Origin of the sequence: Intrasporangium chromatireducens Q5-1 (genome assembly GCF_000576575.1) — a bacterium.
Classification (GTDB): domain Bacteria; phylum Actinomycetota; class Actinomycetes; order Actinomycetales; family Dermatophilaceae; genus Intrasporangium_A; species Intrasporangium_A chromatireducens.
Window position 1 is genome coordinate 1 of the sequence record NZ_AWQS01000046.1, and the last position, 24,264, is coordinate 24,264.

Genomic DNA, 24,264 nt, shown 5'->3' on the forward strand with positions numbered 1-24,264 from the left:
CTCGAGGCGGCGCTCTGGTCCGAGTCGCTCGTCGGCCGCGCCGGCACGCCGAGCGCCGACGGCTGCGCGGTCGAGGTGACGGTCACCCCCAGGGCGGCCGCCGGCCAAGGGTGAGCGAAGTCGGCGCAGCCAGTCCGGTCCGCGCGGCGTGAGCACGGTCCGCGCGGCGGACCCCGCTCAGTGCAGGGTGAAGACGACCTTGCCGAAGACGTCGCCGTCGACCATCTTCGCGAAGCCGTCCCGCGCCTTGTCGAGGGGCAGGACCGAGTCGATGACCGGGTCGATCCCGGCCGCCTGGACGAAGCGGGCCAGCTGGGCCAGCTCGTCCCGGGTGCCCATGGTCGACCCGATCACCTTCAGCTGCTTGAAGAAGATCTTGTTCAGCTCGCCCTTGCGCGGGTCGTAGCCCGACGTCGCACCGGCGATGACGATCGTGCCACCCGGCTGCAGGGAGTTGACCGAGTGCGACCACGTGGCGGCACCGACGGTCTCCATGACGGCATCGACCCGCTCCGGCAGCCGCTCCCCCGAGCCGAAGACCCGGTCCGCGCCGATCTCGAGGGCCCGGTCGGCCCGAGCAGCGTCCCGGGACGTCGCCCACATCCGCAGCCCCGCAGCGCGGCCAAGCTGGATGAGGGCGGTCGCGACGCCGCCTCCAGCGCCCTGGACGAGCACCGTCCCACCCGGCTGGACACCCGAGTTGGTGAAGAGCATGCGGTAGGCCGTGAGCCAGGCCGTGGAGAGGCACGCCGCGGTCTCCCACGACATGCCGGCGGGCTTGGGCACGAGGTTGGCCGTCGGCACCATGACCTGCTCTGCCATCGTGCCCTGGTGCAGCTCGGACAGCAGGGTGCGCCTGGGGTCGAGGGTCTCGTCGCCCCGCCATCCGTCGGACGGCACGACCGAGTGCACGATCACCTCGTTGCCGTCCGCGTCCGTGCCGGCGGCGTCGCAGCCGAGAATCATCGGCAGGCGGTCGGCGGGCAGCCCGACTCCCCGGAGGGACCAGACGTCGTGGTGGTTCAGCCCGGCGGTGCGGACGTCGACGACGGACCAGCCCGCGGGAGCCTCCGGCGCGGGGCGGTCGCCGACGACCAGGCCGGACAGGGGGTCGGTCTCGGACTGGGTGGCTGCGTAGGCGGCGAGCATGTCGTGAACCCTAGCCATGCGACCCCCGCCGCAACAGGTATGGTCCGACCGTGATGACGGAGAGCACCGACGCGGCCGCACGCAGCGTGACGAACACCACCACGGCCATCCGGCCCCGCTCGATCGCGCTCGTCGCGGTCTTCGCCGCCCTCATCGCCGTGGCGGCGATCGTCCCCGGGATCCCGGTGGGCAGCGTCGGCGTCCCGATCACGCTGCAGACGTTGGCCGTGATGCTGACCGGGCTCTGCCTCGGCCCCCTGCGCGGCGGCCTGGCCGTCCTGCTCTACCTCGTCATCGGCTTCGTCGGCTTCCCGGTCTTCAGCAAGGGCCAGTCCGGTCTCGGCGTCCTCGCCGGGCCCTCGGCGGGCTACCTCGTCGCGTTCCTCCTCGCCGCGGTCGTCGTGGGGTTCGCGGCGACGCGCGTCGTGCGCCGGCGCCCGGCCGTCTGGGCGCCGCTCTTCTTCGTCGCCGCGATGCTCACCTCGATCGTGTTCGTCCATGGGCTGGGCGTGCTCGGCATGGTGCTCAACGCCGACCTCAGCCTCGCCAACGCCTTCAAGGCCGACCTCGTCTTCTATCCGGGGGACGTCATCAAGAACCTCGTGGCCGCGAGTGCGGCAGCCGCCGTGCACCGCGCCTTCCCCGACCTGCTCGCCCGTCGGCCCCGCTGACCCGGACCTCCCCCGCGGGCCGGTGCCGACGATCGAGCTGCGGGACGTCGTCGTCGACGTCCCGACCCCCGGCTCCGACACTCCACGCCGGCTGCTGGGGCCGGTCGAGCTGACGCTCAGCGAGCAGCGGATTTCGGTCATCGGCGCGAACGGCTCCGGGAAGTCGACCCTGCTGCGCCTGGTCAACGGCCTGGTGCAGCCCAGCCGCGGGCACGTCCGGGTGGACGGCCTCGACACCGTCCGGCAGGGCCCCGCCGTGCGACAGCGGGTCGCGTTCGCGTTCACCGATCCCCTCTCCCAGCTCGTCATGCCGACCGGGCGCGAGGACGTCGAGCTGTCCCTCCGCCGCCGCCATCGCCGCGCCGACGAGCGTCGCGCCGCGGCCGAGGCGGTGCTCGCCCGCTTCGGCCTCGACGGCCTGAGCGACCAGAGCGTGTACGACCTGTCGGGCGGCGAACGCCAGCTCATGGCCCTCGCGGCGGTGCTCGCCACCGACCCCGAGGTGCTCGTGCTCGACGAGCCATCGACCCTGCTCGACCTGCGCAACACCCGGGTGCTCCGCGAGCGGCTCACCGCCCTGCCCCAGATGGTCGTCCTCGCCACGCACGACCTCGGACTGGCCCGGGACGCGGACCGGACCCTCGTCGTCGAGGCGGGACGGGTCGTGTTCGACGGGCCGCCCTCCGTCGCGGTGGACGAGTACGTACGGCGGAGCGGGGGGTGAGCCGCGGCGACGGCCTGTTCGGCTCCTACGTGCAGGGGACCTCAGTGGTCCACCGCGCGCCGTTGGCGGCCAAGTTCGTGGCCCTGCTGGCCGTGGGCGTTGCGACCACCCTCCTGCCCAGTTGGTGGACCGGCTGCCTGCTGCTCGCGCTCGTTGTCGGCACCCACGCGCTGGCCGGGCTCGGGCTGGGTCGTCTGTTGCGGACGATGCGCCCCGTCCTGCCGGTGCTCGTCGTCCTGTTCGCGTTCCAGTGGTGGAGCCAGGACGCCGCCATGGCCGCCCGGCTCGTGCTCGGGATCCTGGCGTGCTACATCGCGGCGGGTGTCGTCACCGGTACGACGAGCCCGAGCGCCCTGATCGACGCCGTCGTCGGCGCCGCCCGACCGCTGCGCAGGTGGCTGGACCCGGAGGCGGTGGGCATCGCCGTCGCGGTGATGTTCCGGAGCATCCCGTGGATCGCCGACGCCTTCGGAGAGGTGCGGGAGGCGGCCCGCGCCCGCGGGCTGGAGCGCAACCCGCGAGCGCTCGTCCTGCCCGTCGTCATCCACACGGTCGGCTATGCCCGCGCGACCGGAGAGGCGCTCGCGGCCCGCGGCCTGGGAGATCCGGTCGAGGGACCGCAGGACGCCCCGGCCGGCGGCTCGCGCCCCGGTGGGCCCGGGGCTCCGTCCACGAACGACGGAGCCCCGGGGTGAGGGGTCAGTAGGACGCCAGGCGTCGCACGGCCGCCGCGACGGCGGGAGCAACGCGATCGTCGAAGACGCTCGGCACGACCTGGTCCGCCGTCGGTGTCGGCACGAGGTCCGCGATCGCGTGCGCGGCGGCGAGCTTCATCTCCTCCGTGATCTGCTTGACGCCCGAGTCGAGGGCGCCGCGGAAGATGCCGGGGAAGGCCAGGACGTTGTTGATCTGGTTCGGGAAGTCCGACCGGCCGGTCGCGACGACCTCCGCGAACCGGTGCGCCACCGTCGGGTGCACCTCCGGGTCGGGGTTCGCGAGGGCGAAGATGATCGCGCGCGGGGCCATGCGCAGGAGGTCACGCTCCGCGATCGTGCCACCCGAGACACCGACGAGAACGTCGGCGGAGTCCAGGGCGTCGCCGATGCTGCCGACCCGGTGGCCGCGGTTGGTCACCTCCGCCAGGGCCCGTTTGTGCGGGGCGAGGTCCGCGCGGGACTCGTCGACGATGCCCTTCGAGTCGACGACGATCACGTCGCGCACGCCGGCGAGCAGGAGAATGCGCGCCACCGCGACGCCCGCGGCGCCGGCCCCGGACACGACCACCACGAGGTCCTCGAGCTCCTTCTCCACGACCCGGGCCGCGTTGAGCATCGCTGCAAGGGCGACGATCGCCGTGCCGTGCTGGTCGTCGTGGAAGACCGGGATCCCGAGCCGCGCCTTGAGCCGCTCCTCGATCTCGAAGCAGCGCGGCGCCGAGATGTCCTCGAGGTTGATGCCACCGTAGGTGGGCGCGATGCGGGCCACCGCCTCGACGATCTCGTCCACGCTGCCGGTCTCCATGCAGACCGGCACCGCGTCGACGTCCGCGAAGTGCTTGAACAGCACCGCCTTGCCCTCCATGACAGGCATCGCCGCGAGCGGCCCGACGTCGCCGAGACCCAGCACCGCGGTCCCGTCGCTGACGACCGCGATGGTGTTGCGCCGGCTGGTGTAGTGGTTCGCGAGGACCGGGTCGCTGGCGATGGCGCGGGACACCTCGGCGACGCCGGGGGTGTAGAGCAGCGACAGGTCGTCCGCGTCCTGCAGGACGCTGGTCGCGTGTACGGCGAGCTTGCCCCCCTCGTGGGCTCGGAACACCGGGGACTGGGGGTCGAAGGACTGGCTGACAGGCAGTGCACTCACCGTGGGAACACCTCGATCGCGTCAGACAGGCGCCAGGCCACACCGCGCTGGTGCGGTGGCGGCGCCGGAAAAGAAAATGGGCCGACACGCCCTGCTGGATCTCCGAGCCGGGGGTCTGGCCTCAGGTACTGCTCACGACGGGGGTTGCCCGCGGAAGGCACCAGTGTGCCACGTGGACGGCGCCGGCGCGAGCACGTTCCCGGCCGCGGCGTGTGACGCGCGCCTCAGCGGACGCCGGCGGGCGCTCGGACGACCTGGACGAGCGCGTCGACGACGCGGGGGTCGTACTCGTAGCCGAGCCCGAGGAAGATCCGCTCCACAGCGGCGGCGCGCCGCTCGTCGGAGTCCACTCCGCCGGTCAGGTCGTCGTAGGCGTTCGCCACCTTGAGGATGCGGCTCGTGAGCGGGATGTCCTCGTCGAACTCCAGCAGCTGCCGGTAGGGCGTGGTCTGTCGCTCGAGGATCGCGCCCACCTCGTCGAGGACCCCGGTCTCACGCACGATCTGAACGGTGTCGTGGGCGATGCGGAGCTGGTCGGCAGGCGCTGCGTGGACCGTCGCTCCACCCGGAATCGGCTCCACGAGGGCGACCTGACCGATGTCGTGCAACAGCGCGGCGTACTCGAGGTCGAACAGCTCGCGTTCGGGGATCGCGAGCACCGAGCCCATCGAGACGGCGAGGTCCGCGACGCGGGTCGCGTGTCCCGAGGGGGTGTAGCCGGCGACCTCGGTCAGCCGGGACAGGGTGCGGATGCCCTGGCGGTAGGTCTCGCGGACGGCGACGTAGCGACGGAAGGCGAACAGCGACAGGATGAGTGGGAAGAGGAACAGCGGCAGGGCTGCGAGTCCCAGCGGCGGCGAGGCGATGGCGATGAGCACGCCGGTCACGGCGACGGCGAAGGACAACGCCACCGACGAGGACAGGTCGTCGAGGAAGCGTCGCCGCCAGGCCGTGAGCCCCCGGCCGGCGCCGCGGCTCGAGTGGATGAGCAGGTCGACGAGGAGCGCGATGGCGGCGACGCCCAGCATGAGCCCCGCACGCCGGGCCGGCGGGAGGGGATCTGCGTCGCCCGAGACCTGGGCGAGGTAGCCCACCCGAAAGAGGAGCGTCGCGGCGACCACGCCCGCGAAGCGGCCCGCCAGCTCGAGTGCGCCCACCTGGGCCCCGGCCAGCGACCGCGCGAGGGATCCGATGGCCATGGCCGCGCCCGCGACGAGCGGCACGGCAAACCACGGGTACGACACGGCCTGCCCCGCCGGGACCTCGGTGACGAACGCGAGGCCGAGCGCCGAAGCGCTGCCGATCGGGGCGCTGGCGCGGAACCCGGGTGCCGACAGGCGGAACCACTCCCCCGCCAGGATTGCCGCGCCGAAGCAGACCAGCACGACGATGTCATGGGCGCTCATGCCGGCGCGCCCTGCTGCTCCACCTGCACGGCCGGCGGCCAGGGATGCCGTTGCAGCGCCGTCTGCAGTGCGTCGACCACGTCGGGGTCGAACCGCCCGCCGGACTCCGCCCTGATCCTGCGGACGGCCTCGTCGCCGTCCAGCAGGCGGCGGGTCAGCGTTTCGAAGGCCGTGGCCACGGCGACGATGCGCGCGGAGACCGGGATCTCGGGGCCGGCCAGCGACCCCTCCCGGCCGTCGTAGGCGTCGTGCTGGTGCTCGATGCCCGGACCGGCTGGCTCGAGGAACTCGATGCCCTCGATCATCCGGGCGCCGAGCCGAGCCTCCGCCTCCCGGTGCGGCGCGTCATCCTGCGCTCTCCAGTGGTCAGGTGGGGCATCCATGGACCCGGTCGTGGCGGGGTCCACTCCGAGCTCACCGAGGCGGTGCAGGAGCGCCACGTGCTGCGCCGTCGCCACCTGCGGGGCGGACAGGCCGAGCTCTTCGGAGATCCACTCGGCCAAGAGGGCTGCGTGCCGGCTGCGCTCAACGGCCTGCGGATCCTTCGTGCCGAGAGCTGTCACGAGCGTGTCGACAGTGCGCTGGTGGGAGCGCATCTCGTCGACGTACTGGATGAAGCCCCACCGCGCCACGAGGAGCGGGGCGAAGATGAACAGCGCGCTGACTGGCCCCACATGCGCCGGGTACCAGAGGACGACGAAAAGGAAGCTGATGACGCCGTAGCCGATGTACGACGGCCCGGTCGTGGCCAGCATCTGCCGGACCATGTGGGTGAAGGGATGCCCCTGGTCGATCCGCATCACGGCAGCGAGAAGCACCGCGTTCGACACGCAGAGCACGACGTCGGCAACGAGCAGTGGAAGCCCGACGCGCAGACCGATGGCCGCCACCCCGGACAGAGATCCGACCTCGACTGCGCCACCCAGAAGCCGATACGTCAAACCGCCAAGGGCCCCAACAAGGCCGAACATCGCCATGTTGTAGACGCCCTGGTACCAGTGCCCGGCCCGGCGCAGCCCGCTCAGCACCGCGGTCACACCGACAAGCCAGGCGCCGAACGGCCCGATGATCACACCCGATGCGAGCAAGACGACGCTCAGGAAGGAGATGGTGACCCGGGAACCGACATCAGGCACGCGCAGGTTGAAGCTGACCATACCCATCGCGACAAAAAGCACCGTTGGGCCGACGGCCGGTGGGCCAGTCGGAACGAGGACGGCGCCACCAAGGCCCATAGCGGCGGCGGCCACGACCAAGACGTAGACGATGACACCGGGGGACGCGGAAGGCGTCCGAGCCTTCCTCGCAGCCACGTTCCTCACGCTAGCAGGGGCTGAACGCAAGGGACTTCCGCCCGTGCCGGGCGGAAGTCCCTCAGTTGTGTTGCTGTCACTCGTGGGTCACGGACCCCAGCCCCACGTGTTGGCAAAGTTCATGAAGGCCGCGGCGATGTTGGTCGTCGCCAAGGCCGAGAAGAACGCGCTGAGCATTCTTGGCTCCCTTCCACTGTTGGTCCGCCCACCCCGAGCCGGCTGGGGGCAGCCGACACCGAAGAGGCCGGACTCGGTCTCCCTCGCAGGACAAAGACTGCCCGTACGCAAGGGCGAACGACGCAAAAGCCCGAAAATTTTACCAACTTCTTAATGTTGACACCCGCTGATTCGCGAGTGGAGGACGTCGTGTGGGAGGATTCAAGGCCGCGCCGTGCACACGCGCGCGACGACGTCCGCCCCGACCGCTGGGGAGATCACGACAGAGGAGCCACGATGAGCAAGCGCGCCCGCAAGCGCCGCTCGCGCAAGGGCAACGCCGCCAACCACGGCCGCAAGCCCAACGCGTGAGACCGCCCGTGATAGCCGAAAGGCCCGCTCCCCCTGGGGGAGCGGGCCTTCGTCGTGTCGGGGCACCGAGCTAGCGCTGGCGCTCGATCCGGATCACCGTCATCGAGATGCGCGACATGATCGTGGTGCGCAGCGACTCCGGGGCCGGCTCGCGGGAGCACGCCCGCTTGATCAGCGCCTTCATCGTCGTGTCGAGGTCGTACTCCTTCAGGCACGGGCCGCACTCATCGAGATGGGCCCGAATCCGCAGGCAGTCCTCGGGCGACATCTCGCCGTCGAGGTACTCGTAGAGGCGCAGCAGGGCCTCGGAGCAGTCGGTGCGCTCGCTCATCATTCGGCTCCCTTCGCACCCGACGCGACGAAGCCCCGCTCGGCCGCGTACTCGGACAGGAGCTCGCGCAGCTGACGTCGTCCGCGGTGCAGCCGGCTCATCACGGTGCCGATCGGCGTGTCCATGATCTCGGCGATCTCCTTGTAGGAGTAGCCCTCGACATCAGCGAAGTAGACGGCAAGGCGGAAGTCCTCGGGGATCTGCTCCAGGGCACGCTTGACGTCGCTGTCGGGCAGGTGGTCGAGTGCCTCGGCCTCCGCGGAGCGCAGGCCCGAGGAGGTGTGCGACTCCGCGCGGTGCAGCTGGTAGTCCTCGACCTCGGCGGCATCGGACTCCAGCGGCTGCCGCTGCTTCTTGCGGTAGCTGTTGATGTAGGTGTTGGTGAGGATGCGGTACATCCAGGCCTTGAGGTTCGTGCCAGGGCGGTACTGGTGGAACGCCCCGTAGGCCTTCGCGTAGGTCTCCTGGACGAGGTCCTCGGCGTCGCTCGCGTTGCGCGTCGTCCGGAGGGCTGCGCTGTAGAGCTGGTCGAGGAGCGGCATCGCCTCTCGCTCGAAGCGGGCGCGGCGCTCCTCGTCGGTCTCCTTGGCGACGTCGACCGTCGCGTCGGCGCGCGCCTGGGCGGCCCGCGTCTCCTCGGTCTCGATCAGCCCGACCGGCATGGCCGGGCCGGGCTGCTTGTCGTGGCTGTGGTCGGTCATCACCATCCAGCCTAGCCCGCCCGGATGTGAGGTCGCTGGTCGCGCGAGGGAGGGCGGGCGGCTCAGACAGGTGACCATGCCGGGTCCAACGACGTTCAGTCGGGCAGCATTCCCGCGACGATCTCGAGCGCGGCCCGCAGGGCCCCGGTGGAGGAGACGGGGAAGCTGTGCGCACCGGCGACCTCGATCACGGACGTCCCCGATGGCAGGTATGGCGCGAGCTCGGCCGGGGTGCCGAACGGGTCCTTGGTGCCCTGGACGACCCACGACGGAGCGGGAGCCAGGGCCAGCTCGTCGGCGCGCAGCCGTTCGGGCCTGCCCGGTGGGTGCAGCGGGAAACTGAGGAGCAGGCCCGCCGCAGCACCGAGCTGCGCTGCGGTCCGGCACGCGACGCGCGCGCCGGCGCTGCGCCCTCCGACGACGAGCGGCCTTGGCAGGCGGCCCCGCCCGGCCAGGAGTGCCTCGACGATGGCCACCCACGCCTCGTCGAGGGTGGCCGGCCGACCGGCGACGCGACGGCCCGCCACGAGCCACGGCTGCTCGATCACCGCGACCGCCCAGCCGTGCTCTACGAGGACGTCCCGGGCGATGCGGAGGTCGAGGGCACCGAGCCCTCCCCCGGCCCCGTGCCCCAAGGCCACGGTGCCGCGGGGGCCGGCGGGACGCCATACGTGGGCGCGTCCCGGCCCCTGCGGCGTCGGGATCTCGCGCACCGTCTCCTTCGTCATCCTCCGATGACCTCGCCCGTCATCGGGTCGACGACGCCGTCGAGCTCCTCAGGACCGGCGGGCTCGACGAGGAGCGGGCCGTTGGCGCTTGTCGAGCCGACGGCCCGACCCACGGGATGCGCCTCGAAACGGCCCGGCTCCGCGAACTCGAGGAAGCGGCGCACGGCGTCGGGGTCGTGCTCGTCGGGGTCGAGCCACTGCCGCCACTGGGCGGGCTCGAGGACGAGCGGCTGGCGGTCGTGGATCCGGTCCAGCCCCGGCTCCGCCTCCGTCGTGATGATCGTGAACGTCGTGAGCCAGGCGGCCGGGTCGTCGTCCGGGACGGACCGGTCGCGCCAGAACTCGTAGAGGCCGGCGAAGGCGACGGTCGCGCCGTCCGCACGGTGGATGTAGAACGGCTGCTTGCGCGGCTTGCCCTTCGCGTCCCGGGCCGTCGGCGACTTCTGCCACTCGTACCAGCCGTCCGCCGGCACGATGCAGCGCCGGGCGAGGGCGGCCTTCGCGAACGCGCCCTTGCCGAGCACCGACTCGGCCCGCGCGTTGATCATCCGCAGGCCCGTCTTCGTGTCCTTGGCCCACGACGGGACCAGGCCCCAGGTGAGCAGCCGCAGCTGCCGGGTCGGCGCGGCGTCGTCGATCCCCCGGGGCCGGCGCGTCAGCACCACCGGCGCCTGCTTGGACGGGGCCATGTTCCAGTCGGGCTGCCCCGGTGGCGGGTCCTGCGGGGTCCGCAGGATGCTGCGGCTCGGCTCGCCCGTGTGGTCCTCATCCACGTCGAACTCCTCGACGAGCTCATCCGGCCGGGCGCTGGCGGCATACCTCCCACACATGGCCCCAGCGTAGGGACGCACGGGAACGAGCGGGGACATGAGGACTCGCCGCCGGGGTATGTGGCTACGGTAGGTGTTCACGGATCGTCGAGGTCCCGGCGGCTGCCGGGGCCGGAGGAGGACCCCCATGCTCGTCCGTCGCATAGCCCGGCCACTGCTCGCTTCGGTGTTCGTCGTGACCGGGCTCGATGCCCTGCGCAACCCCGGCGCCCGCACGGCCCAGGCGGCTCACCTGCTCGAGCAGGTGCCGACGCCGACCTCGATGCCCGACGACCCGGACTTGCTCGTCCGCGTCAACGGCGGCGTGCTCGTCGCGGGGGGTGCGCTGCTCGCCACGGGCCGTTTCCCCCGGCTCGCCTCGACCCTGCTCGCCGCGTCCCTCGTGCCGACGACCGCCGTGGAGCACGCCTTCTGGGAGGAGTCCGACCCGCAGCGCAAGGCGCAGAGCCGCAGCCTGTTCCTCAAGAACGTCGGCCTGCTCGGCGGCCTGCTCCTCGCGGCGGTCGACACCGAGGGCCGTCCCGGCCTGGCCTGGCGCGCCCGGCACGTGACCCAGCGGACGCGGCACGAGGCGAAGCACGCGACGAAGTCGGCCAAGCGCGAGGCGAAGCTGATGGCCCTCAAGGCACAGGACGCCGTGAGCTGACGTGTCCAACCCCGAGCATCAACCCAGCACGACCTCGCTCCTGTCCGCCGAGGACTGGGTCGCGCCCCTCGCCGAGGACCCCCTCGATGCGACTGTCACGCTGCCCGGCAGCAAGTCGCTGACCAACCGCTACCTCGTCCTGTCCGCGCTGGCGTGTGAACGGTCCCGGTTGCGGGCGCCGCTGCGGTCCCGGGACACGCTCCTGATGGCCGACGCGCTACGCCGTCTGGGGGTCGGTATCGACGACCTCACGAGCGAGACCGACCAGTGGCCCGACGGCGTCGCGGACTGGCTCGTCACGCCGCCCGAGCGACTCACCGGGCACGTCGCAGTCGACTGCGGTCTCGCCGGCACCGTCATGCGTTTCCTGCCCGCCGCGGCCGTCCTTGCGGACGGGCCCGTGCGCTTCGACGGCGACCCCAACGCACGTGTCCGGCCGATGGGCACGCTCGTCGACGCGCTCCGGGACCTCGGCGGGCGGATCGACGACGGCGGGACCGGGCACCTGCCCCTCACGGTCGAGGGAACGGGTGGCCTCCGCGGTGGTGACGTCACCCTCGACGCCTCCGCGTCCTCGCAGTTCATCTCGGCGCTCCTGCTCGCGGGTGCTCGGTATGACGCCGGGGTCACCGTCCGGCACGCCGGCCCGCCGGTCCCGAGTGAGCCGCACGTCCTCATGACCGTCGAGACGCTCCGTGACACGGGCGTCGTCGTGGACGACTCCGAGCCGAACACGTGGCGCGTCGAGCCGTCCGAGGTCAACGGCCTCGACGTCGTCGTCGAGCCGGACCTGTCCAACGCCGGGCCGTTCCTCGCGGCTGCCCTCGTGGCCGGCGGCACGGTGCGGGTGCCCGGGTGGCCCCAGCACACGACGCAAGCGGGCGACGCCATGCGCGAGATCCTCGACGCGATGGGCGGCGAGGTCCGCCTCGACCGGGCGGGCCTGACCGTCATCGGCAGCGGCGAGCTCGTCGGCATCGACATCGACCTGCACGACGCCGCAGAGCTGACCCCGACCGTCGCCGCCCTCGCGGCCCTCGCCTCGACGCCTTCGTCGATCCGCGGCGTCGCCCACATCCGTGGCCATGAGACGGACCGGCTGGCCGCGCTCAGGACCGAGCTGGCGGCCCTCGGTGGACGGGTCACCGAGACGGAGGACGGGCTGCGGATCATGCCGGCCGCGCTCCACGGCGGCCGGTTCCACAGCTACGAGGACCACCGTATGGCGACGGCCGGCGCCATCCTGGGCCTGCGCGTGCCCGGCATCACGGTCGAGGACATCGCCACGACGGGCAAGACGCTGCCCGACTTCGTCGGACTCTGGGACCGGATGCTCGGGCCCGGTCGATGAGCTGGCGCGACCTCGACGAAGGTGACATCCGCGTCCGCCCGAACCGGCGCGGGTCGCGGCCCCGCACCAAGGAGCGCCCGGCCCACGCCGACGCCGTCATCGCCCTCGTCGTGGGCGTCGACCGTGGTCGCTACACGTGCCTCGTCCCCGCCGACGGCGGCGGGGACGGCCGCGAGCGCACGGTCGTCGCGATGAAGGCGCGGGAGCTGGGGCGGAGCCGGATCGTCGTCGGTGACCGGGTCGCCCTCGTCGGCGACACGTCCGGCGGCCCCGACGCGCTGGCGCGGATCGTCCGGGTCGAGGACCGCACGTCGGTGCTGCGGCGCACCGCCGACGACTCCGACCCCGTCGAGCGCGTCATCGTCGCCAACGCCGACCAGCTCGTCATCGTCACCGCCCTCGCCGACCCCGAGCCACGCCCGCGGATGATCGACCGGTGCCTCGTCGCCGCATATGACGCGGGGCTCGAGCCCCTCCTCGCGCTCACCAAGGCCGACCTCGTCGACCCCCAGCCGTTCCTGTCGACCTATGCCCCGCTGGGGCTCGACTATGTCGTGACCGCCCGGGACGACGGGGACATCCGCGGGCTCGACGAGCTGCGCCGGCGGCTCTCCGGCCGGATCTCGGTCCTCGTCGGCCACTCCGGCGTGGGCAAGAGCACGCTCGTCAACGCCCTCGTGCCGGGCGCGGCCCGGGTGACCGGTGAGGTCAACGACGTGACGGGTCGCGGGCGGCACACGTCCACGAACGCCGTCGCCCTCCGACTGCCCGACTCCGGCTGGGTCATCGACACGCCCGGCGTGCGGACGTTCGGACTCGCGCACATCGACCCCGATCGCATCGTCGACCACTTCCCCGACCTTGCCGGGGGCACCGACGAGTGCCCCCGCGGGTGCACCCACGACGAGCCGGAGTGCGCTCTCGACGCCTGGGTGGCCGGCGGTCATGCCGGCCCGGCCGGTCCAGCACGGCTGGAGTCGCTGCGACGGCTGCTCGAGAGCCGGTCCGCAGCGGAGGAGTGGTGAGCCACTAGGCTCCGCGACGTGACGACCTACGACGACGATCTCCGGCTCGCGCACGTCCTGGCCGACGCCGTCGACCGGCTCACCATGGAGCGGTTCCGGGCTGCCGACCTCGTCGTGGAGTCCAAGCCCGACCTGACGCCCGTCACCGATGCCGACCGCGCCGCCGAAGAGCTGATCCGCGCCCAGCTCAAGCGCTCGCGACCGCGGGACGCCGTCGAGGGCGAGGAGTTCGAACGGACCGGGCACGGGCCGCGGCGGTGGATCATCGACCCCATCGACGGCACGAAGAACTTCGTCCGGGGCGTGCCCGTCTGGGCCACCCTCATCGCGCTCGTCGACGACGGACGGCCGGTCGTCGGGCTGGTCTCGGCACCGGCGCTGCAGCGTCGGTGGTGGGCCGCGACGGGGTCGGGTGCGTGGACGGGTCGCTCGATCACCTCCGCACGGCGGATCCTCGCCTCGGGGGTGACCCGGCTCGAGGATGCCTCTCTGTCGTACTCGTCCCTCTCGGGCTGGCGCGACCGCGGCCTGCGCGATGCCTTCCTCGACCTCATGGACGCCTGCTGGCGCACCCGCGCCTACGGCGACTTCTGGTCCTACATGCTCGTCGCCGAGGGCGCGGTCGACGTGGCGGCCGAGCCGGAGCTTGCCGTGCACGACATGGCCGCCCTCGTGCCAATCGTCGAGGAGGCCGGTGGCAGCTTCACCGGCCTGGACGGTCGGCTGGGCTGCTGGAGCGGCAACGCCGTCGCGACGAACGGGCACCTGCACCTGCAGGTGCTGCGCCGTCTCACCCCCGAGGACGATCCGAGCGGCGGCGGTGCGACCGTGCGGGTCGCCGAGGCCGCCGACATCGACAAGGTCGCCCATGTCGCGGCGGCGACGTTCGGGCTGGCCTGTCCACCGACGATCACCCCCGAGCGGGTCAGCGCCTTCATCACGGAGGTGCTCTCCCCCGAGCGTTTCGCCGACTACCTGGCCGATCCCAGCCGTCTCGTCCTGGTCGCCGAGGAGGCCGGCCGGGTCGTCGGCTACGCGATGCTCGTCGCGGGCGAGCCGGCGGACGGCGAGGTCCGCGCCGCGATCCGGCACCGTCCGACGGTCGAGCTGAGCAAGATCTACGTGCTGCCCGGCTCGCACGGGAGCGGCGCCGCGCGGCAGCTGCTCGAGGCGGGGCGCGGCTGGGCGAAGGACTCCGGGGCAGCGGGGTTGTGGCTCGGCGTGAACCAGCAGAACGCCCGGGCGCAGCGGTTCTACACCAAGAACGGCTTCCAGGTCGTCGGCACGAAACGGTTCAACGTCGGCGGCGCCGAGGAGGATGACTTCGTCATGGAGCAGCCCCTCTGAGCCTCGCCGTCGCCCGTTCGGTGGCGAGGTCTCAGCGGTCGTGCACGACGGTGACGGAGCCGAAGCCGAGGCCCTGGATCCCCGCCATGTGCTCGGCGGCATCGCCGACGAGCACGATCGTCCACCCCGACCCGGGCCGCTCCGGGTCGATGCCGGCGCCGTCCGCGAACCGGGCGAAGGCCGCGTCGACCCGCGCTGCGTCGACGGTCACGAGGTCGTGCAGGTTGTCCGTCGTGAACTGCGTCGTCCGGCCGTCGAGCGCCATGATGACCGCCTCGTCAGCGACCTGGTCCGCCGTGGCGTAGCGGCCCGGAGCCGTCTTGGCGATGAAGTCGACGCCGGAGCGGACCTCCTTCTGCGAGAAGCCTTCCCGACCGGAGGTGAGCAGCTCGACCAGCAGGCGCAGGGACTCGACCGTCGCGTCGGCCCGCACGGAGCCGGCCGTGAGGAAGAGGCCCCCGGATCGCCGGGGCCGGAAGCTCGACCGGATGCCGTACGTGTAGCCCTTGTCCTCACGCAGGACGGCGTCGATGCGCGCGTTGGGCGAGCCGCCGACGACGAACCCGATGACGGGATAGGGCGCCCACCCGCCGGCCACCGACCGGTCCGGGCCCGGGGCACCGATGACGAACTCGGTCTGCACCGCCCCGGGGCGGTCCACGACGACGATGCGGCAGCGGTCCTGCGCGAGCGTGGCGGCCCGCTCGATGGCGGAGGGGCGCTCCACGGCACCGGCGTCCCAGCCGGCCAGCGCCCGGCCGACAAGGTCCGGCACGTCGAGGTCGGACAGGTCGCCCGCGATCACGACCGTCGCCCCGCTGGCGACGACGTGCTCGGCGTGGAAGGCCACGACCGCCTCGCGGGTGATGGCGGAGACGGTCTCGCGGGTGCCTCCGATCGGCCGCGCCGAGCGCTCGTCCTCGGCGTAGAAGGTCCGGACGAACTCGATGACGGCGCGGTGGGCGGCCACGGCGCGCTCCTGCTCGATCTCCGCGAGCCGGGTGCGCACCTGTCGGGCGACCTCCTGCTCGGGAAAGACCGGCTCGGTGAGGATCTGGCGGAGCAGGTCGAGGGCCGGCTCGAGGTTGCCCTTGACGACGTCGAGGTCCATGGTGAGGCCGGCGTCGCCGATGCCGGCCCCGAAGCTGACGCCCTTGCGCTCGAGGAGCCGCGCGAACTCCTCGGCGCTGTGGTGCTCGGTTCCCTCGTCGAGCGTGCGCGCCATGACCGTCGCGATCCCCTCGAGGTCGCGCGGCTCGTCGGCGAGCGAGATCGGCAGGCCGACGCGGATCGACAGGACGTACTGGCCCGGCACGTCGTAGGTCAGCAGGGTCGCGCCGTTGGGCAGCGCGGTCGCCGTGGCCTCGGGAAAGACCCACGGCTCGGGCGCGGCGACCTCGGGACGGGCGATGGTGGTCATGCGGCGGCCTCCGCGTCGGACTGGGCAAGGAAGCGGACCACCGCACGGCTCTCCGGCTGGAGCCATCGCGCGGCAGCGGCACGGACGTCGTCGGGGGTGACGGCGCGTACGTGGTCGACGAAGTGGTTGATGTAGTCCGGGTCGTCGTGCAGCAGGGTGTACTGGCTGATGTGGTCGGCCCGCTCGTCGAGACTCGCGAGGGAGCTGAGCCACGCGCGCTCGGTGTCCGCGACGACCGACTCCATCTCCGCCGCGTCGGGCCCCTCCTCGATGAACCGGGCGAGCTCCTCGCACAGGGCCGCCTCGGCCGCTTCGGCGTCGGCACCGGGCGTCACGTCGATGGTGAGCGCCCCGAGCCCGACCCCGTCGACGAGGCCCATGGTCCACCCGCCGACCGACGTCGCGGTCTCGTCGCGCCGGACCAGGCGCCGCATGAGCCGCGAGCTCGCGAGGCCCCCGAGCACGTCGACCGCGATGGCGCAGGCGTGGTACTCCGGCGTCGCGTCGACCGGCAGCCGGAACGTGACGTAGACCCGGTCGTTGGGAACGTCCTTGACCCGGTCGAGACGGACCGCACCGTGGAGCGGCGGCAGCTGCGGCAGGAGGGGCCGCTGGTGCAGCTCGATCGGCGGGAGGTCACCGAAATAGCGCTCGGCCATGGCGAACCCGTGCTCGGGGGTCAGGTCGCCGGCGAGAGTCAGCACGGTGTTGTTCGGCCCGTAGTGGGCCCTGAAGAAGGCGTGGACGTCCTCGAGCGTCGCGGCGTCGAGGTCTTCCATCGAGCCGATGGTCGGGTGGTGGTAGGGGTGGCCCTCCGGGAAGGCGGTCGCGTAGACGTCGATGAGCGCGGTGCCGTAGGGCTGGTTGTCGTAGCGCTGGCGCTTCTCCTCCTTGACGACGTCGCGCTGGTTGTCGAGGTTCTGCTGGGTCACCGCGTCGAGCAGGTGGCCGTGCCGGTCCGCCTCGAGCCACAGGGCGAGCTCGAGCGCCCCGGTGGGGACGGTCTCGAAGTAGTTGGTGCGGTCGAACCACGTCGTCGCGTTGAGCCGCGCGCCCTGGTCCATGAGCAGCGAGAAGTGCTCACCGGACGCGACGTTGCGGCTGCCCTGGAACATCAGGTGCTCGAAGAGGTGGGCGAGGCCAGTGCGCCCCGGGCTCTCGTGCCGCGACCCCACCCCGACCCAGAGGTTGACGGCGATGTTGGGGACGGCATGGTCCTCCGAGACGACGACCCGCAGGCCGTTCTCGAGGGTCGTCCGGGCGAGCGGGTAGGCGTTCCTCGTCACGGCTCGACCTTATGCGATCGTCCCGCCGCCACCCCGGGTGGTGCGCGGGTCCCACCGGGCGTGGCTGAGCGGCATACCGTGGCTGGGCGGCATACGGACGGATGGAGCGTCACTGCGCCTCCGCGCGGAAGGACAGCCCGCGCAGCCCCGGCGTACGGCTCTCGCACGGTGCCTGCAGGGCCGTCACGGTGGCCCAGCCCGCCCGCAGCAGCGCCTCATCCGTGTGGTCGGAGTCGTCGTCGTCGGCCTGCTGGATCGAGACGCTGACGTAGCCCTCCCCGACCCGGCCGCGCTCGGCCTCGACGGTACCGAAGGTCGCGAGCCGCGCCCGGGTGAGCCCCTGGAAGTCGGCGGGTGCGACATCGGGGATGTTGACGTTGAGGACCGGCGCGCCGTCGCTCGGCCACTCCCGCTCGCAGAACCACGCGAGCACGCGGGAGACGACGGCGACGTGGGTCTCCTCGTGCTGGGGGTCGGTCCCCGAGGACGAGAACGCGATGGCGGGGATGCCGTGGGACGCAGCGGTGAAGGCGGCCCCGACGGTGCCCGAGTGCAGGATCATGCTGCCCGTGTTCGGTCCCCGGTTGATGCCGGACAGCACCAGGCCGGGCACCTCGCACAGGTCGCCACCCGCGCAGCCGCGCACGATGAACGCGGGTGCGCCCTCGACCCCCCACGCCTCGATGCCGTCGAGGCTCGCTGCCTCGAACGGTTTGGCGACCGGCCCCTGGTCGGTCTCGAGTCCGGACAGCGAGGCGCTCGCCCCACTGCGCTCCTCGCTCGGCGCGGCGACATAGGGGTCGAGTCCGTGGTCCCGAGCGGCGCGGGCCAGCCAGTGCAGCCCGAGGCTGCGCACGCCGTCGTCGTTCGTCACGAGAGTCCTCATCTCCCGCCCCTACCCACGGGGTCGGCCGCCTACCGGCTAGGCGCCGGGTCCGACGGGTAGTGCTTCGTCATGGTTTCGGAGACGGTCGACAGCCTCGCCACGCCCGCTCGACAGCGGGCCGCGGTCTTCTGCCCGACCCCGTTCCTGACGGTGACCATCGAGGACGTGTCGGGCTCCCCCGACATCCACATCCACGCGGGCGGGCAGGGCGTCTGGGTCGGGAGAATGCTGCGCGCGCTCGGGGTGCGCCCGGTGCTCTGCATGCCGTGCGGCGGCGAGACCGGGCGGCTGCTCGGGCCCCTGCTCGAGGCGGAGTCGCTCGCCGTCCGCGCGGTCGAGGCCGCGGGGCAGACGGCCGCCTACGTCCATGACCGGACCGGCGGCGAGCGGAACGTCATCGCGACGACCGAGCCGCCCCCGCTGGGTCGGCACGAGGCGGACCAGCTCTACACCGCGATGCTCGAGGCGGCGGCGCGGGCGGACGTGGCGGTCCTCTGCGGACCGGCGAGCGAGGGCGTCCTGCCGGAGGACACCTATCGCCGCCTCCCCGCGGACCTGCATGCCCTCGGCACACCGATCGTCGCCGACCTGTCAGGCGCGGTCCTGCGCGACGCCCTGAGCGCCGGCGTCGACGTGCTCAAGGTGAGCCACGAGGAGCTGCTGGCCGACGGGTGGGCCTGCGACGAGTCGACCCCGCAGCTCGTGACCGCGATGGAGCGACTGCACCGGGCCGGGGCCGCTGCCGTGGTCGTGTCCCGGGCCCACGAGCCGGCACTCGCGCTCATCGAGGGGCGCCTCCTCAGCGTCCACGGCCCGGTCCTGCAGCGGGTGGACCATCGGGGCGCGGGTGACTCGATGACGGCCGGGCTCGCGGCGGGAGTGACGCGCGGCGTCGCCTGGACGCAGGCCTTGCGGCTCGGCGCCGCGGCCGGGGCCCTCAACGTGACGCGGCACGGCCTGGCGACGGGCGAGCGCGCAGCGGTCGACGCCCTGGCCGAGCGGGTCGAGGTCGCCAGCCTCGATGCCGGTGTCCGGCGCGGGCCCCGCTGACCGCCAGGGCCCGAGGCTTTTCGTTTGTGCCGGGTGCGCCCGGGTAGCGGGCTTGGCAAGCTAGATCCGAGGAGGTTCCCGTGCAACTCGACTGGCTCCGGCCCCTCACCCGTGTGGAGGGCCCTTACGCCACCGCGACCCTCGACGCCAGCCGCGTCGATCCCGCGACGTCCGACCGGCCGGAGGAGATCTGGGCGACCGGCCGCCGCCACCTCGAACAGCTCGGCGCGACCGCCGAGACGCTCGACGCGATGGAGGAGTCGGCACTCGAGCCGTCCGGGCGCGGTGGCGAGCTGACCCGGGTGATCTGCGGGGCCTCCGGGTCGCTGCTGCTCGACCTGACCTTCCCGGGCCGGCCGGTCCGGCAGAAGACGTCCTTTTCCGCGGCGCCGCACCTCATGCCGCTGCTCCGCGGCCTCGACGCGCACGAGCCGTATGCCGTCGTGCGGGTCGACCGGACCGGTGCCGACCTCGAGATGGTCGGGATCACGGGCACCGTCCTGGAGGACACCGACGTCAGCGGCGACCACGACGTCATCCACAAGGTCTCCGCCGGCGGCATGGGCGAACGCCGCATCCAGACACGCGCCGAGGACTCCTGGAAGCACAACGCGGGCGAGGTCGCGCAGGCCGTCGACAGCCTGGTCCGCCGGGGCAAGCCGGCGGTCGTGTTCCTGATGGGCGACGAGCGCGCGATCTCCTTCCTCGGGGACCAGGCGTCTCCGGACGTCCGCGAGCGCCTCGTCCCGCTCGGAACCGGCGGCCGGGCCAAGGGCGTGTCCCGGGAGGCCGAGGCGGAGGCCATCGCGGAGGAGCTGGTGCGGCGCCGCGCCGCCCGGCAGCAACAGCTGCGCGACGACTTCGAGGCCGCGCGCGGCGCGACCGGGCGCGGCGCCGAGGGGCTCGAGGCGGTCGTCGAGGCGGTCCGCAAGGCGCAGGTCGACACCCTGCTGCTGCGCGACGACCCCACCTCCGAGCAGACGCTGCACGTGGGCGAGGCCGCTTCGATGATCGGGCTGACGGAGCAGGACGCGCGGCAGGCGGGCGCGAGCGCGCCGACGACCGACCGAGCCGATGCGGCCCTCGTCTGGTCGCTCGCCGCCACCGGAGGCAGCGTGGGCCTCGTCGACGACAGCGTGCAGCTGCGCGACGGGGTGGCCGCGATCCTCAGGTGGGACGATGACTCGACCCGGCACTGAGCGGGAGTCCACCGGCTCACGGCCCGGTCGGCACCCGTGGTGGCTGAGCGCGGTCTGCTACGAGGTCTACCCCCGGTCGTTCGGCGACAGCGACCAGGACGGCAACGGCGACCTCGAGGGCGCGCGCCAGCACCTCGACCACCTCGAGTGGCTCGGGATCGACTGCATCTGGATCTGCCCGTTCTACCCGTCACCGATGCGGGACAACGGCTACGACATCACCGACTTCTGCGGCGTCGACCCGCAGTTCGGCACGATGGCGGACTTCGACCGGCTCCTCGCCGATGCCCATGCGCGGGGCATGAAGGTCATCGTGGACTGGGTGCCGAACCACACGTCGTCCGACCACCCGTGGTTCGTCGAGGCCCGGTCGGCCCGCGAGAGCGCCCGCCGGGAGTGGTACTACTGGCGCGACGAGCCGAACAACTGGCGCGCGGCACTGGGGGCCGGCAGTACGTGGACGCTCGACGAGCAGACCGAGCAGTACTACCTGCACTTCTTCTACGCCTCCCAGCCCGACCTCAACTGGTACCACCCGGACGTCGAGGCCGCGATGCACCAGACGCTGCGGTTCTGGCTCGACCGCGGTGTCGACGGCTTCCGGATCGACTCGACGCAGTGTCTCGGCAAGGACCTCACCTTCGCCGACGACGACCGGTGCCTGGCCGGGGAGGCGATCAACAAGATCAACGACCACCCGTACACCCACGAGATCCTGCGCAAGGTGCGCCGCCTCACCGACTCCTACGACGGCGACCGGGTCCTCGTCGGCGAGGTGAACCTGCGGCAGGAGGCCCGGATCGTCCAGTACTACGGCTCCGGTGACGAGCTGCAGCTGACCTTCAACTTCCCGCCCCTCGACGCGCCGTGGGACCCGATCGTGTGGCGGATGATCATCGCCGAGATCGAGCGGCGGCTCGGCCCGGCCGACGCTTGGCCGGTGTGGACGCTGTCCAACCACGACAACTCCCGGCTCCGCACCCGCTACGGCGGCTCGATCCGGCGCACCCGGGCGGCCGCGGTCCTGCTCCTGACGCTGCGCGGCACCGTCTTCCTCTACCAGGGCGAGGAGCTCGGTCTGCGCGACCTCGACCTGCGCCGCAGCGAGATGGTGGACCCGGCCGGCCGGGACGGCTCGCGCGGCCCCATCCCGTGGACCGCTGACCCGCCGCACGGCTGGGGCCCCTCCCCCTGGCTGCCGTTCCCGCCCGACGCCGGCACCGAGAGCGTCGAGGCGCAGCGGGCGGACGACGACTCGGTCCTGCACCTCTACCGGCGGCTCATCCGCATCCGGCACAGCAGCCGGGCGCTGCGCTATGGCTCCTGGACCGATCTCGACCTCCGGCCGGGCGTGCTGGCCTACCGCCGCCGGCTCGGCGAGGAGGAGTTCGTCGTGCTCATCAACTTCATGGACGCGGACCGCGAGGTGCCACTCGAGGGTGACTGGCAGGTCCACGTCGACAGCGTCGCGTTCCAGGGCAAGGGCGAGCTGGCGCCCTACCACGGGGTCGTCGCTGCGGAGCAGGCACTGCTGCTCGCCCCCGCGAGCGCCGCGGGGCGCGCGCAGACGGACGTGGCGACGGAGGACTGAGGCGCAGACCGCTCAGACGAGGTCGCGCAGCGCGCCGAGGGCCCGGTCCACGTCGCCGTCACTGACGTATGGCGCGAGCGACGCCCGCACGACCGTGCCCTCGGCGGTCTGCCCCGCCCACAGCTGGATCCCTCGGGCCGCGAGGGCCCGCCTCAGTGCGGCGCCGTCGCTCGCCGGGAGCCGGACGGCCGCCATGAGGGGCGTCGCCGCGTTGCCGGGGACCGGCTCCGCGCCGGGCAGCTCCTGCAGCTCGTGCCGGAGCCAGTCCGTGAGGAGGGCGGCGCGCTGCACCGCCCCGGCCCCCTCGAGATCGCGGTGGACCGCCCGGACGTCGTCGGTCACGAGCAGGGGCGCGACGTCGGAGGTGCCCAGCCATGAGAACCGTTCGGCCGCGGTGCCAGCACCGACGTGCCAGCTCGTGACGAGGGGCCGGACGGTGTCGCGGGCGTCGGCCGGCACATGGAGCGCACCGGTCCCTCGGGGGAAGTAGCCCCACTTGTGCAGCGTCGCGGCGTACCACGCCCCGTGCCGGGTGACCGCGCTCGTGTCGACGAGACCGGGACCGTGGGCGCCGTCGACGAGCAGGGTGGTCCGTGTGCCCGCGAGCGCTGCTGCCGCCAGCTCGACCGGCAGGACCTCGGCCCAGGGCGAGGTCACGTGACTCAGCAGGACCGCGCGGGTCCTGGTGCCGACCGCGTCGAGCACGCGCGCGACGATGGTTGGTGCGTCCAGCCCGCTCACGGGAACGATCTGGATCGTCACGCCACGACCGGCGAGCAGCGCGAGCACGCGGTTCGTCGCGTCATACTCGTGGCTCGTCGTGACGACCTCGTCCCCCGGCTGCAGCGCCAGGTGTGCCACGGCCGTCTGGAGCGCCGTCGTCGCGTTGGCGGCGAACACGGTGCCCTCCGGGGACCAGCCGAGCCAGGCCGCGAGCGCGGTGCGGGACGCGGCCAGCTCGTCGAAGAGCCGGTCCGCGAAGAACGCGTCGTAGTCACGCTCGGCGGCGGCGCGGGTGCGCGCCACCGCGTCCTGCACGGAGCGCGGCACGGCACCGAACGAGCCGTGGTTGAGGTGGGCGACGTCCCAGTCGAGCGAGAACGCGTCGCGCACGGCAGTCACGTCCACCGGCGGCGCCGCTCCGGCGCTGGCGCGGGAGGCGGGCGCGGGCTCGGGCTCTGCTCGCTGCGAGGCCCGGTCTCCCGGTGTCACGCGGACCCGAGCTGGACGAGCTCCTCGGCACTGAGCCGAAGAGCGGCCGCCGCGACGTTGTCCGCCACGTGCTCCGGGTCTCCGGTGCCGGGGATGGCCAGGACGTGACCGCCCTGGTGCAGGGTCCACGCCAGCCGCACCTGTTGTTCCGTGACCCCGTGCGCCCGGGCCACCTGGCTGACCGCGGGCGCGTGCTCGGCGGCGGCGCCGGCCTCTCGGCGCGTGCCCGCGATCGCGAAGAACGGGACGAAGGCGACGCCGCGTGCACCGCACTCCCGCAGCAGGTCGGCGTCGTCCTGCTTGTCCAGCGCATAGCTGTTCTGGACGCACACGACGGGCGCGATGGCCCGGGCCTCGTCGAGGTGGTCGACTCTGACGTTGGACAGACCGAGGTGGCGGATCAGCCCCTCCTCCTGGAGCCGCGCCAACGCCTCGAACCGCTGCGCGACCGAGTCCTCGCCTGCCTTCTTGATGATCCGCAGGTTGACGACATCGAGGCGGTCGCGGCCGAGCCGGCGCAGGTTCTCCTCGACCTGGCGGCGCAGCTGGTCGGGCGTGCTCGCCTGGTAGAACGTCCCGTCCTCGGTGATGCCGGGGCCCACCTTGGTCGTGACGACCAGGCCCTCGGGGTAGGGCGCGAGGGCCTCGCGAATGAGCTCGGTGGCGTAGCGCACCGGCCCGGGTTGCCCGTCCAGGATGCCGCCGGGCGAGACGTAGAACGCCGCCGTGTCGAGATGGTTCACCCCGAGCTCGACCGCCCGGTGCAGGACCGCGAGCGCTCGGTCGCGGTCCGGGTCGGCGGTCAGCCGCATGGAGCCGAAGCCCAGGCGGTTGACGGTCAGGTCGCCGAGGGTCCAGGTGCCGGCCGCTGAGGCGGCAATCTGTGAGGTGGGCATCGTGGGACAGTACAGCCGTCCACGCACGCCGGCCATCCGGGCCACCCGCTCACGCACCAGGTGGTCCCGGGGCGAACATGCAGGTGGCCCCCACACGATCGTGTGGGGGCC

The 24,264-nt window shown here is 72.7% G+C and carries 24 protein-coding genes and 1 pseudogene; 12 read left to right on the forward strand and 13 right to left on the reverse strand.

The features are described 5' to 3' along the window. Positions 1-177: 177 nt before the first annotated feature. On the reverse strand, positions 178-1,149 hold the full coding sequence (locus tag N864_RS07920) for a zinc-binding dehydrogenase (protein WP_034715412.1): 972 nt from the start codon (positions 1,147-1,149) through the stop codon (positions 178-180). 53 nt (positions 1,150-1,202) lie between these two features. Here N864_RS07920 and N864_RS07925 point away from each other — a divergent pair, with 53 nt between their 5' ends. Genes N864_RS07925 through N864_RS07935 form a run of 3 tightly spaced genes read left to right on the forward strand, consistent with a single transcriptional unit; the run spans position 1,203 to position 3,239 of the window. Next, the gene (locus N864_RS07925; protein ID WP_034715414.1) at positions 1,203-1,820 is read left to right on the forward strand and encodes a biotin transporter BioY; all 618 of its coding nucleotides are present in this window, start codon (positions 1,203-1,205) and stop codon (positions 1,818-1,820) included. Positions 1,821-1,842: 22 nt separating this feature from the next. Beyond that, a complete protein-coding gene (locus N864_RS07930; RefSeq protein ID WP_034715431.1) occupies positions 1,843-2,544 on the forward strand; it encodes an energy-coupling factor ABC transporter ATP-binding protein in 702 nt (233 codons plus the stop codon). Further along, positions 2,541-3,239, forward strand: coding sequence for an energy-coupling factor transporter transmembrane component T family protein (locus N864_RS07935; protein ID WP_081793532.1), 699 nt, complete (start codon positions 2,541-2,543; stop codon positions 3,237-3,239). The genes N864_RS07930 and N864_RS07935 overlap by 4 nt, the downstream gene beginning before the upstream one ends. 4 nt (positions 3,240-3,243) lie before the next feature. On the opposite strand, the gene N864_RS07940 is transcribed toward N864_RS07935, so the two are convergent. The 3 genes from N864_RS07940 to N864_RS07950 all read right to left on the reverse strand — a co-directional run bounded on the left by N864_RS07940 (position 3,244) and on the right by N864_RS07950 (position 7,126). Continuing rightward, complete coding sequence (locus tag N864_RS07940; RefSeq protein ID WP_034715415.1) at positions 3,244-4,407, reverse strand: NAD(P)-dependent malic enzyme; 1,164 nt, start codon at positions 4,405-4,407, stop codon at positions 3,244-3,246. A 224-nt stretch (positions 4,408-4,631) separates the two neighbouring features. Then, entirely contained in the window at positions 4,632-5,813 is a 1,182-nt protein-coding gene (locus N864_RS07945; protein ID WP_051518336.1) for an HD-GYP domain-containing protein, read from the reverse strand. Continuing rightward, entirely contained in the window at positions 5,810-7,126 is a 1,317-nt protein-coding gene (locus N864_RS07950; protein ID WP_155892862.1) for an HD-GYP domain-containing protein, read from the reverse strand. Before N864_RS07950 ends, N864_RS07945 begins: the two co-directional genes overlap by 4 nt. A 453-nt stretch (positions 7,127-7,579) precedes the next feature. Between N864_RS07950 and N864_RS26405 the strand changes: the two genes are divergently transcribed. Beyond that, entirely contained in the window at positions 7,580-7,654 is a 75-nt protein-coding gene (locus N864_RS26405; protein WP_369791897.1) for a 50S ribosomal protein bL37, read from the forward strand. Between the two features lie 70 nt (positions 7,655-7,724). Here N864_RS26405 and rsrA read toward each other — a convergent pair whose 3' ends face one another. From rsrA to N864_RS07970, 4 genes are all read right to left on the reverse strand, one after another. Further along, positions 7,725-7,985 carry a mycothiol system anti-sigma-R factor gene (gene rsrA / locus N864_RS07955; RefSeq protein ID WP_034715419.1) on the reverse strand — a complete coding sequence of 87 codons (261 nt, stop codon included), beginning with the start codon at positions 7,983-7,985 and terminating at the stop codon, positions 7,725-7,727. After that, the gene (locus N864_RS07960) at positions 7,985-8,647 is read right to left on the reverse strand and encodes a sigma-70 family RNA polymerase sigma factor (RefSeq protein WP_034715434.1); all 663 of its coding nucleotides are present in this window, start codon (positions 8,645-8,647) and stop codon (positions 7,985-7,987) included. The genes rsrA and N864_RS07960 overlap by 1 nt, the downstream gene beginning before the upstream one ends. Positions 8,648-8,781: 134 nt before the next feature. After that, positions 8,782-9,414 (reverse strand): alpha/beta hydrolase family protein, encoded by a 633-nt coding sequence (locus tag N864_RS07965; protein ID WP_034715422.1) that lies wholly within the window; start codon positions 9,412-9,414, stop codon positions 8,782-8,784. After that, on the reverse strand, positions 9,411-10,244 hold the full coding sequence (locus tag N864_RS07970; protein ID WP_034715436.1) for an SOS response-associated peptidase: 834 nt from the start codon (positions 10,242-10,244) through the stop codon (positions 9,411-9,413). The genes N864_RS07965 and N864_RS07970 overlap by 4 nt, the downstream gene beginning before the upstream one ends. A gap of 127 nt (positions 10,245-10,371) precedes the next feature. Here N864_RS07970 and N864_RS07975 point away from each other — a divergent pair, with 127 nt between their 5' ends. The 5 genes and pseudogenes from N864_RS07975 to N864_RS25975 all read left to right on the forward strand — a co-directional run bounded on the left by N864_RS07975 (position 10,372) and on the right by N864_RS25975 (position 14,613). Then, a complete protein-coding gene (locus tag N864_RS07975; RefSeq protein ID WP_034715424.1) occupies positions 10,372-10,890 on the forward strand; it encodes a DoxX family protein in 519 nt (172 codons plus the stop codon). A gap of 1 nt (position 10,891) precedes the next feature. Then, positions 10,892-12,241 carry a 3-phosphoshikimate 1-carboxyvinyltransferase gene (gene aroA, locus N864_RS07980; RefSeq protein ID WP_240474253.1) on the forward strand — a complete coding sequence of 450 codons (1,350 nt, stop codon included), beginning with the start codon at positions 10,892-10,894 and terminating at the stop codon, positions 12,239-12,241. Continuing rightward, entirely contained in the window at positions 12,238-13,266 is a 1,029-nt protein-coding gene (rsgA, locus tag N864_RS07985) for a ribosome small subunit-dependent GTPase A (protein WP_034715426.1), read from the forward strand. Before aroA ends, rsgA begins: the two co-directional genes overlap by 4 nt. A gap of 18 nt (positions 13,267-13,284) precedes the next feature. Further along, positions 13,285-14,058 (forward strand): annotated as a pseudogene (gene hisN, locus N864_RS25970) (histidinol-phosphatase); the annotation flags it as partial. Positions 14,059-14,094: 36 nt separating this feature from the next. Then, the gene (locus N864_RS25975) at positions 14,095-14,613 is read left to right on the forward strand and encodes a GNAT family N-acetyltransferase (protein ID WP_169735961.1); all 519 of its coding nucleotides are present in this window, start codon (positions 14,095-14,097) and stop codon (positions 14,611-14,613) included. 31 nt (positions 14,614-14,644) lie between these two features. Here the strand turns inward: N864_RS25975 and N864_RS07995 are convergent, their stop codons facing one another. From N864_RS07995 to surE, 3 genes are all read right to left on the reverse strand, one after another. Next, positions 14,645-16,033 carry a M16 family metallopeptidase gene (locus N864_RS07995; protein ID WP_034715427.1) on the reverse strand — a complete coding sequence of 463 codons (1,389 nt, stop codon included), beginning with the start codon at positions 16,031-16,033 and terminating at the stop codon, positions 14,645-14,647. Then, positions 16,030-17,319, reverse strand: a complete 1,290-nt coding sequence (locus N864_RS08000; RefSeq protein WP_034715428.1) for a M16 family metallopeptidase — start codon at positions 17,317-17,319, stop codon at positions 16,030-16,032. Before N864_RS08000 ends, N864_RS07995 begins: the two co-directional genes overlap by 4 nt. A gap of 109 nt (positions 17,320-17,428) precedes the next feature. Then, the gene (gene surE / locus N864_RS08005) at positions 17,429-18,205 is read right to left on the reverse strand and encodes a 5'/3'-nucleotidase SurE (RefSeq protein WP_034715429.1); all 777 of its coding nucleotides are present in this window, start codon (positions 18,203-18,205) and stop codon (positions 17,429-17,431) included. A gap of 69 nt (positions 18,206-18,274) precedes the next feature. On the opposite strand from surE, the gene N864_RS08010 reads away from it, so the two are divergent. The 3 genes from N864_RS08010 to N864_RS08020 all read left to right on the forward strand — a co-directional run bounded on the left by N864_RS08010 (position 18,275) and on the right by N864_RS08020 (position 22,045). Continuing rightward, positions 18,275-19,255 carry a 1-phosphofructokinase family hexose kinase gene (locus N864_RS08010; RefSeq protein WP_051518340.1) on the forward strand — a complete coding sequence of 327 codons (981 nt, stop codon included), beginning with the start codon at positions 18,275-18,277 and terminating at the stop codon, positions 19,253-19,255. 80 nt (positions 19,256-19,335) lie between these two features. Next, the gene (locus tag N864_RS08015) at positions 19,336-20,454 is read left to right on the forward strand and encodes a baeRF2 domain-containing protein (protein ID WP_034715430.1); all 1,119 of its coding nucleotides are present in this window, start codon (positions 19,336-19,338) and stop codon (positions 20,452-20,454) included. Further along, positions 20,435-22,045, forward strand: coding sequence for an alpha-amylase family glycosyl hydrolase (locus N864_RS08020; protein WP_081793534.1), 1,611 nt, complete (start codon positions 20,435-20,437; stop codon positions 22,043-22,045). The genes N864_RS08015 and N864_RS08020 overlap by 20 nt, the downstream gene beginning before the upstream one ends. Before the next feature lie 12 nt (positions 22,046-22,057). Here the strand turns inward: N864_RS08020 and N864_RS08025 are convergent, their stop codons facing one another. Next, positions 22,058-23,173, reverse strand: a complete 1,116-nt coding sequence (locus tag N864_RS08025; RefSeq protein ID WP_051518341.1) for an aminotransferase class V-fold PLP-dependent enzyme — start codon at positions 23,171-23,173, stop codon at positions 22,058-22,060. Between the two features lie 80 nt (positions 23,174-23,253). Continuing rightward, positions 23,254-24,153, reverse strand: a complete 900-nt coding sequence (locus N864_RS08030) for an aldo/keto reductase (RefSeq protein ID WP_034715448.1) — start codon at positions 24,151-24,153, stop codon at positions 23,254-23,256. Positions 24,154-24,264: the final 111 nt, after the last annotated feature.

Bases quoted from the DNA above. Each gene is read 5' to 3' on its own strand.
- N864_RS07920 (WP_034715412.1), bottom strand. From the start codon at position 1,149: ATGCTCGCCGCCTACGCAGCCACCCAGTCCGAGACCGACCCCCTGTCC.
- N864_RS07925 (WP_034715414.1), top strand. From the start codon at position 1,203: ATGACGGAGAGCACCGACGCGGCCGCACGCAGCGTGACGAACACCACC.
- N864_RS07945 (WP_051518336.1), bottom strand. From the start codon at position 5,813: ATGAGCGCCCATGACATCGTCGTGCTGGTCTGCTTCGGCGCGGCAATC.
- rsrA (WP_034715419.1), bottom strand. From the start codon at position 7,985: ATGAGCGAGCGCACCGACTGCTCCGAGGCCCTGCTGCGCCTCTACGAG.
- N864_RS07960 (WP_034715434.1), bottom strand. From the start codon at position 8,647: ATGCCGGTCGGGCTGATCGAGACCGAGGAGACGCGGGCCGCCCAGGCG.
- N864_RS07965 (WP_034715422.1), bottom strand. From the start codon at position 9,414: ATGACGAAGGAGACGGTGCGCGAGATCCCGACGCCGCAGGGGCCGGGA.
- N864_RS07970 (WP_034715436.1), bottom strand. From the start codon at position 10,244: ATGTGTGGGAGGTATGCCGCCAGCGCCCGGCCGGATGAGCTCGTCGAG.
- N864_RS07975 (WP_034715424.1), top strand. From the start codon at position 10,372: ATGCTCGTCCGTCGCATAGCCCGGCCACTGCTCGCTTCGGTGTTCGTC.
- rsgA (WP_034715426.1), top strand. From the start codon at position 12,238: ATGAGCTGGCGCGACCTCGACGAAGGTGACATCCGCGTCCGCCCGAAC.
- N864_RS07995 (WP_034715427.1), bottom strand. From the start codon at position 16,033: ATGACCACCATCGCCCGTCCCGAGGTCGCCGCGCCCGAGCCGTGGGTC.
- surE (WP_034715429.1), bottom strand. From the start codon at position 18,205: ATGAGGACTCTCGTGACGAACGACGACGGCGTGCGCAGCCTCGGGCTG.
- N864_RS08010 (WP_051518340.1), top strand. From the start codon at position 18,275: ATGGTTTCGGAGACGGTCGACAGCCTCGCCACGCCCGCTCGACAGCGG.
- N864_RS08020 (WP_081793534.1), top strand. From the start codon at position 20,435: ATGACTCGACCCGGCACTGAGCGGGAGTCCACCGGCTCACGGCCCGGT.
- N864_RS08030 (WP_034715448.1), bottom strand. From the start codon at position 24,153: ATGCCCACCTCACAGATTGCCGCCTCAGCGGCCGGCACCTGGACCCTC.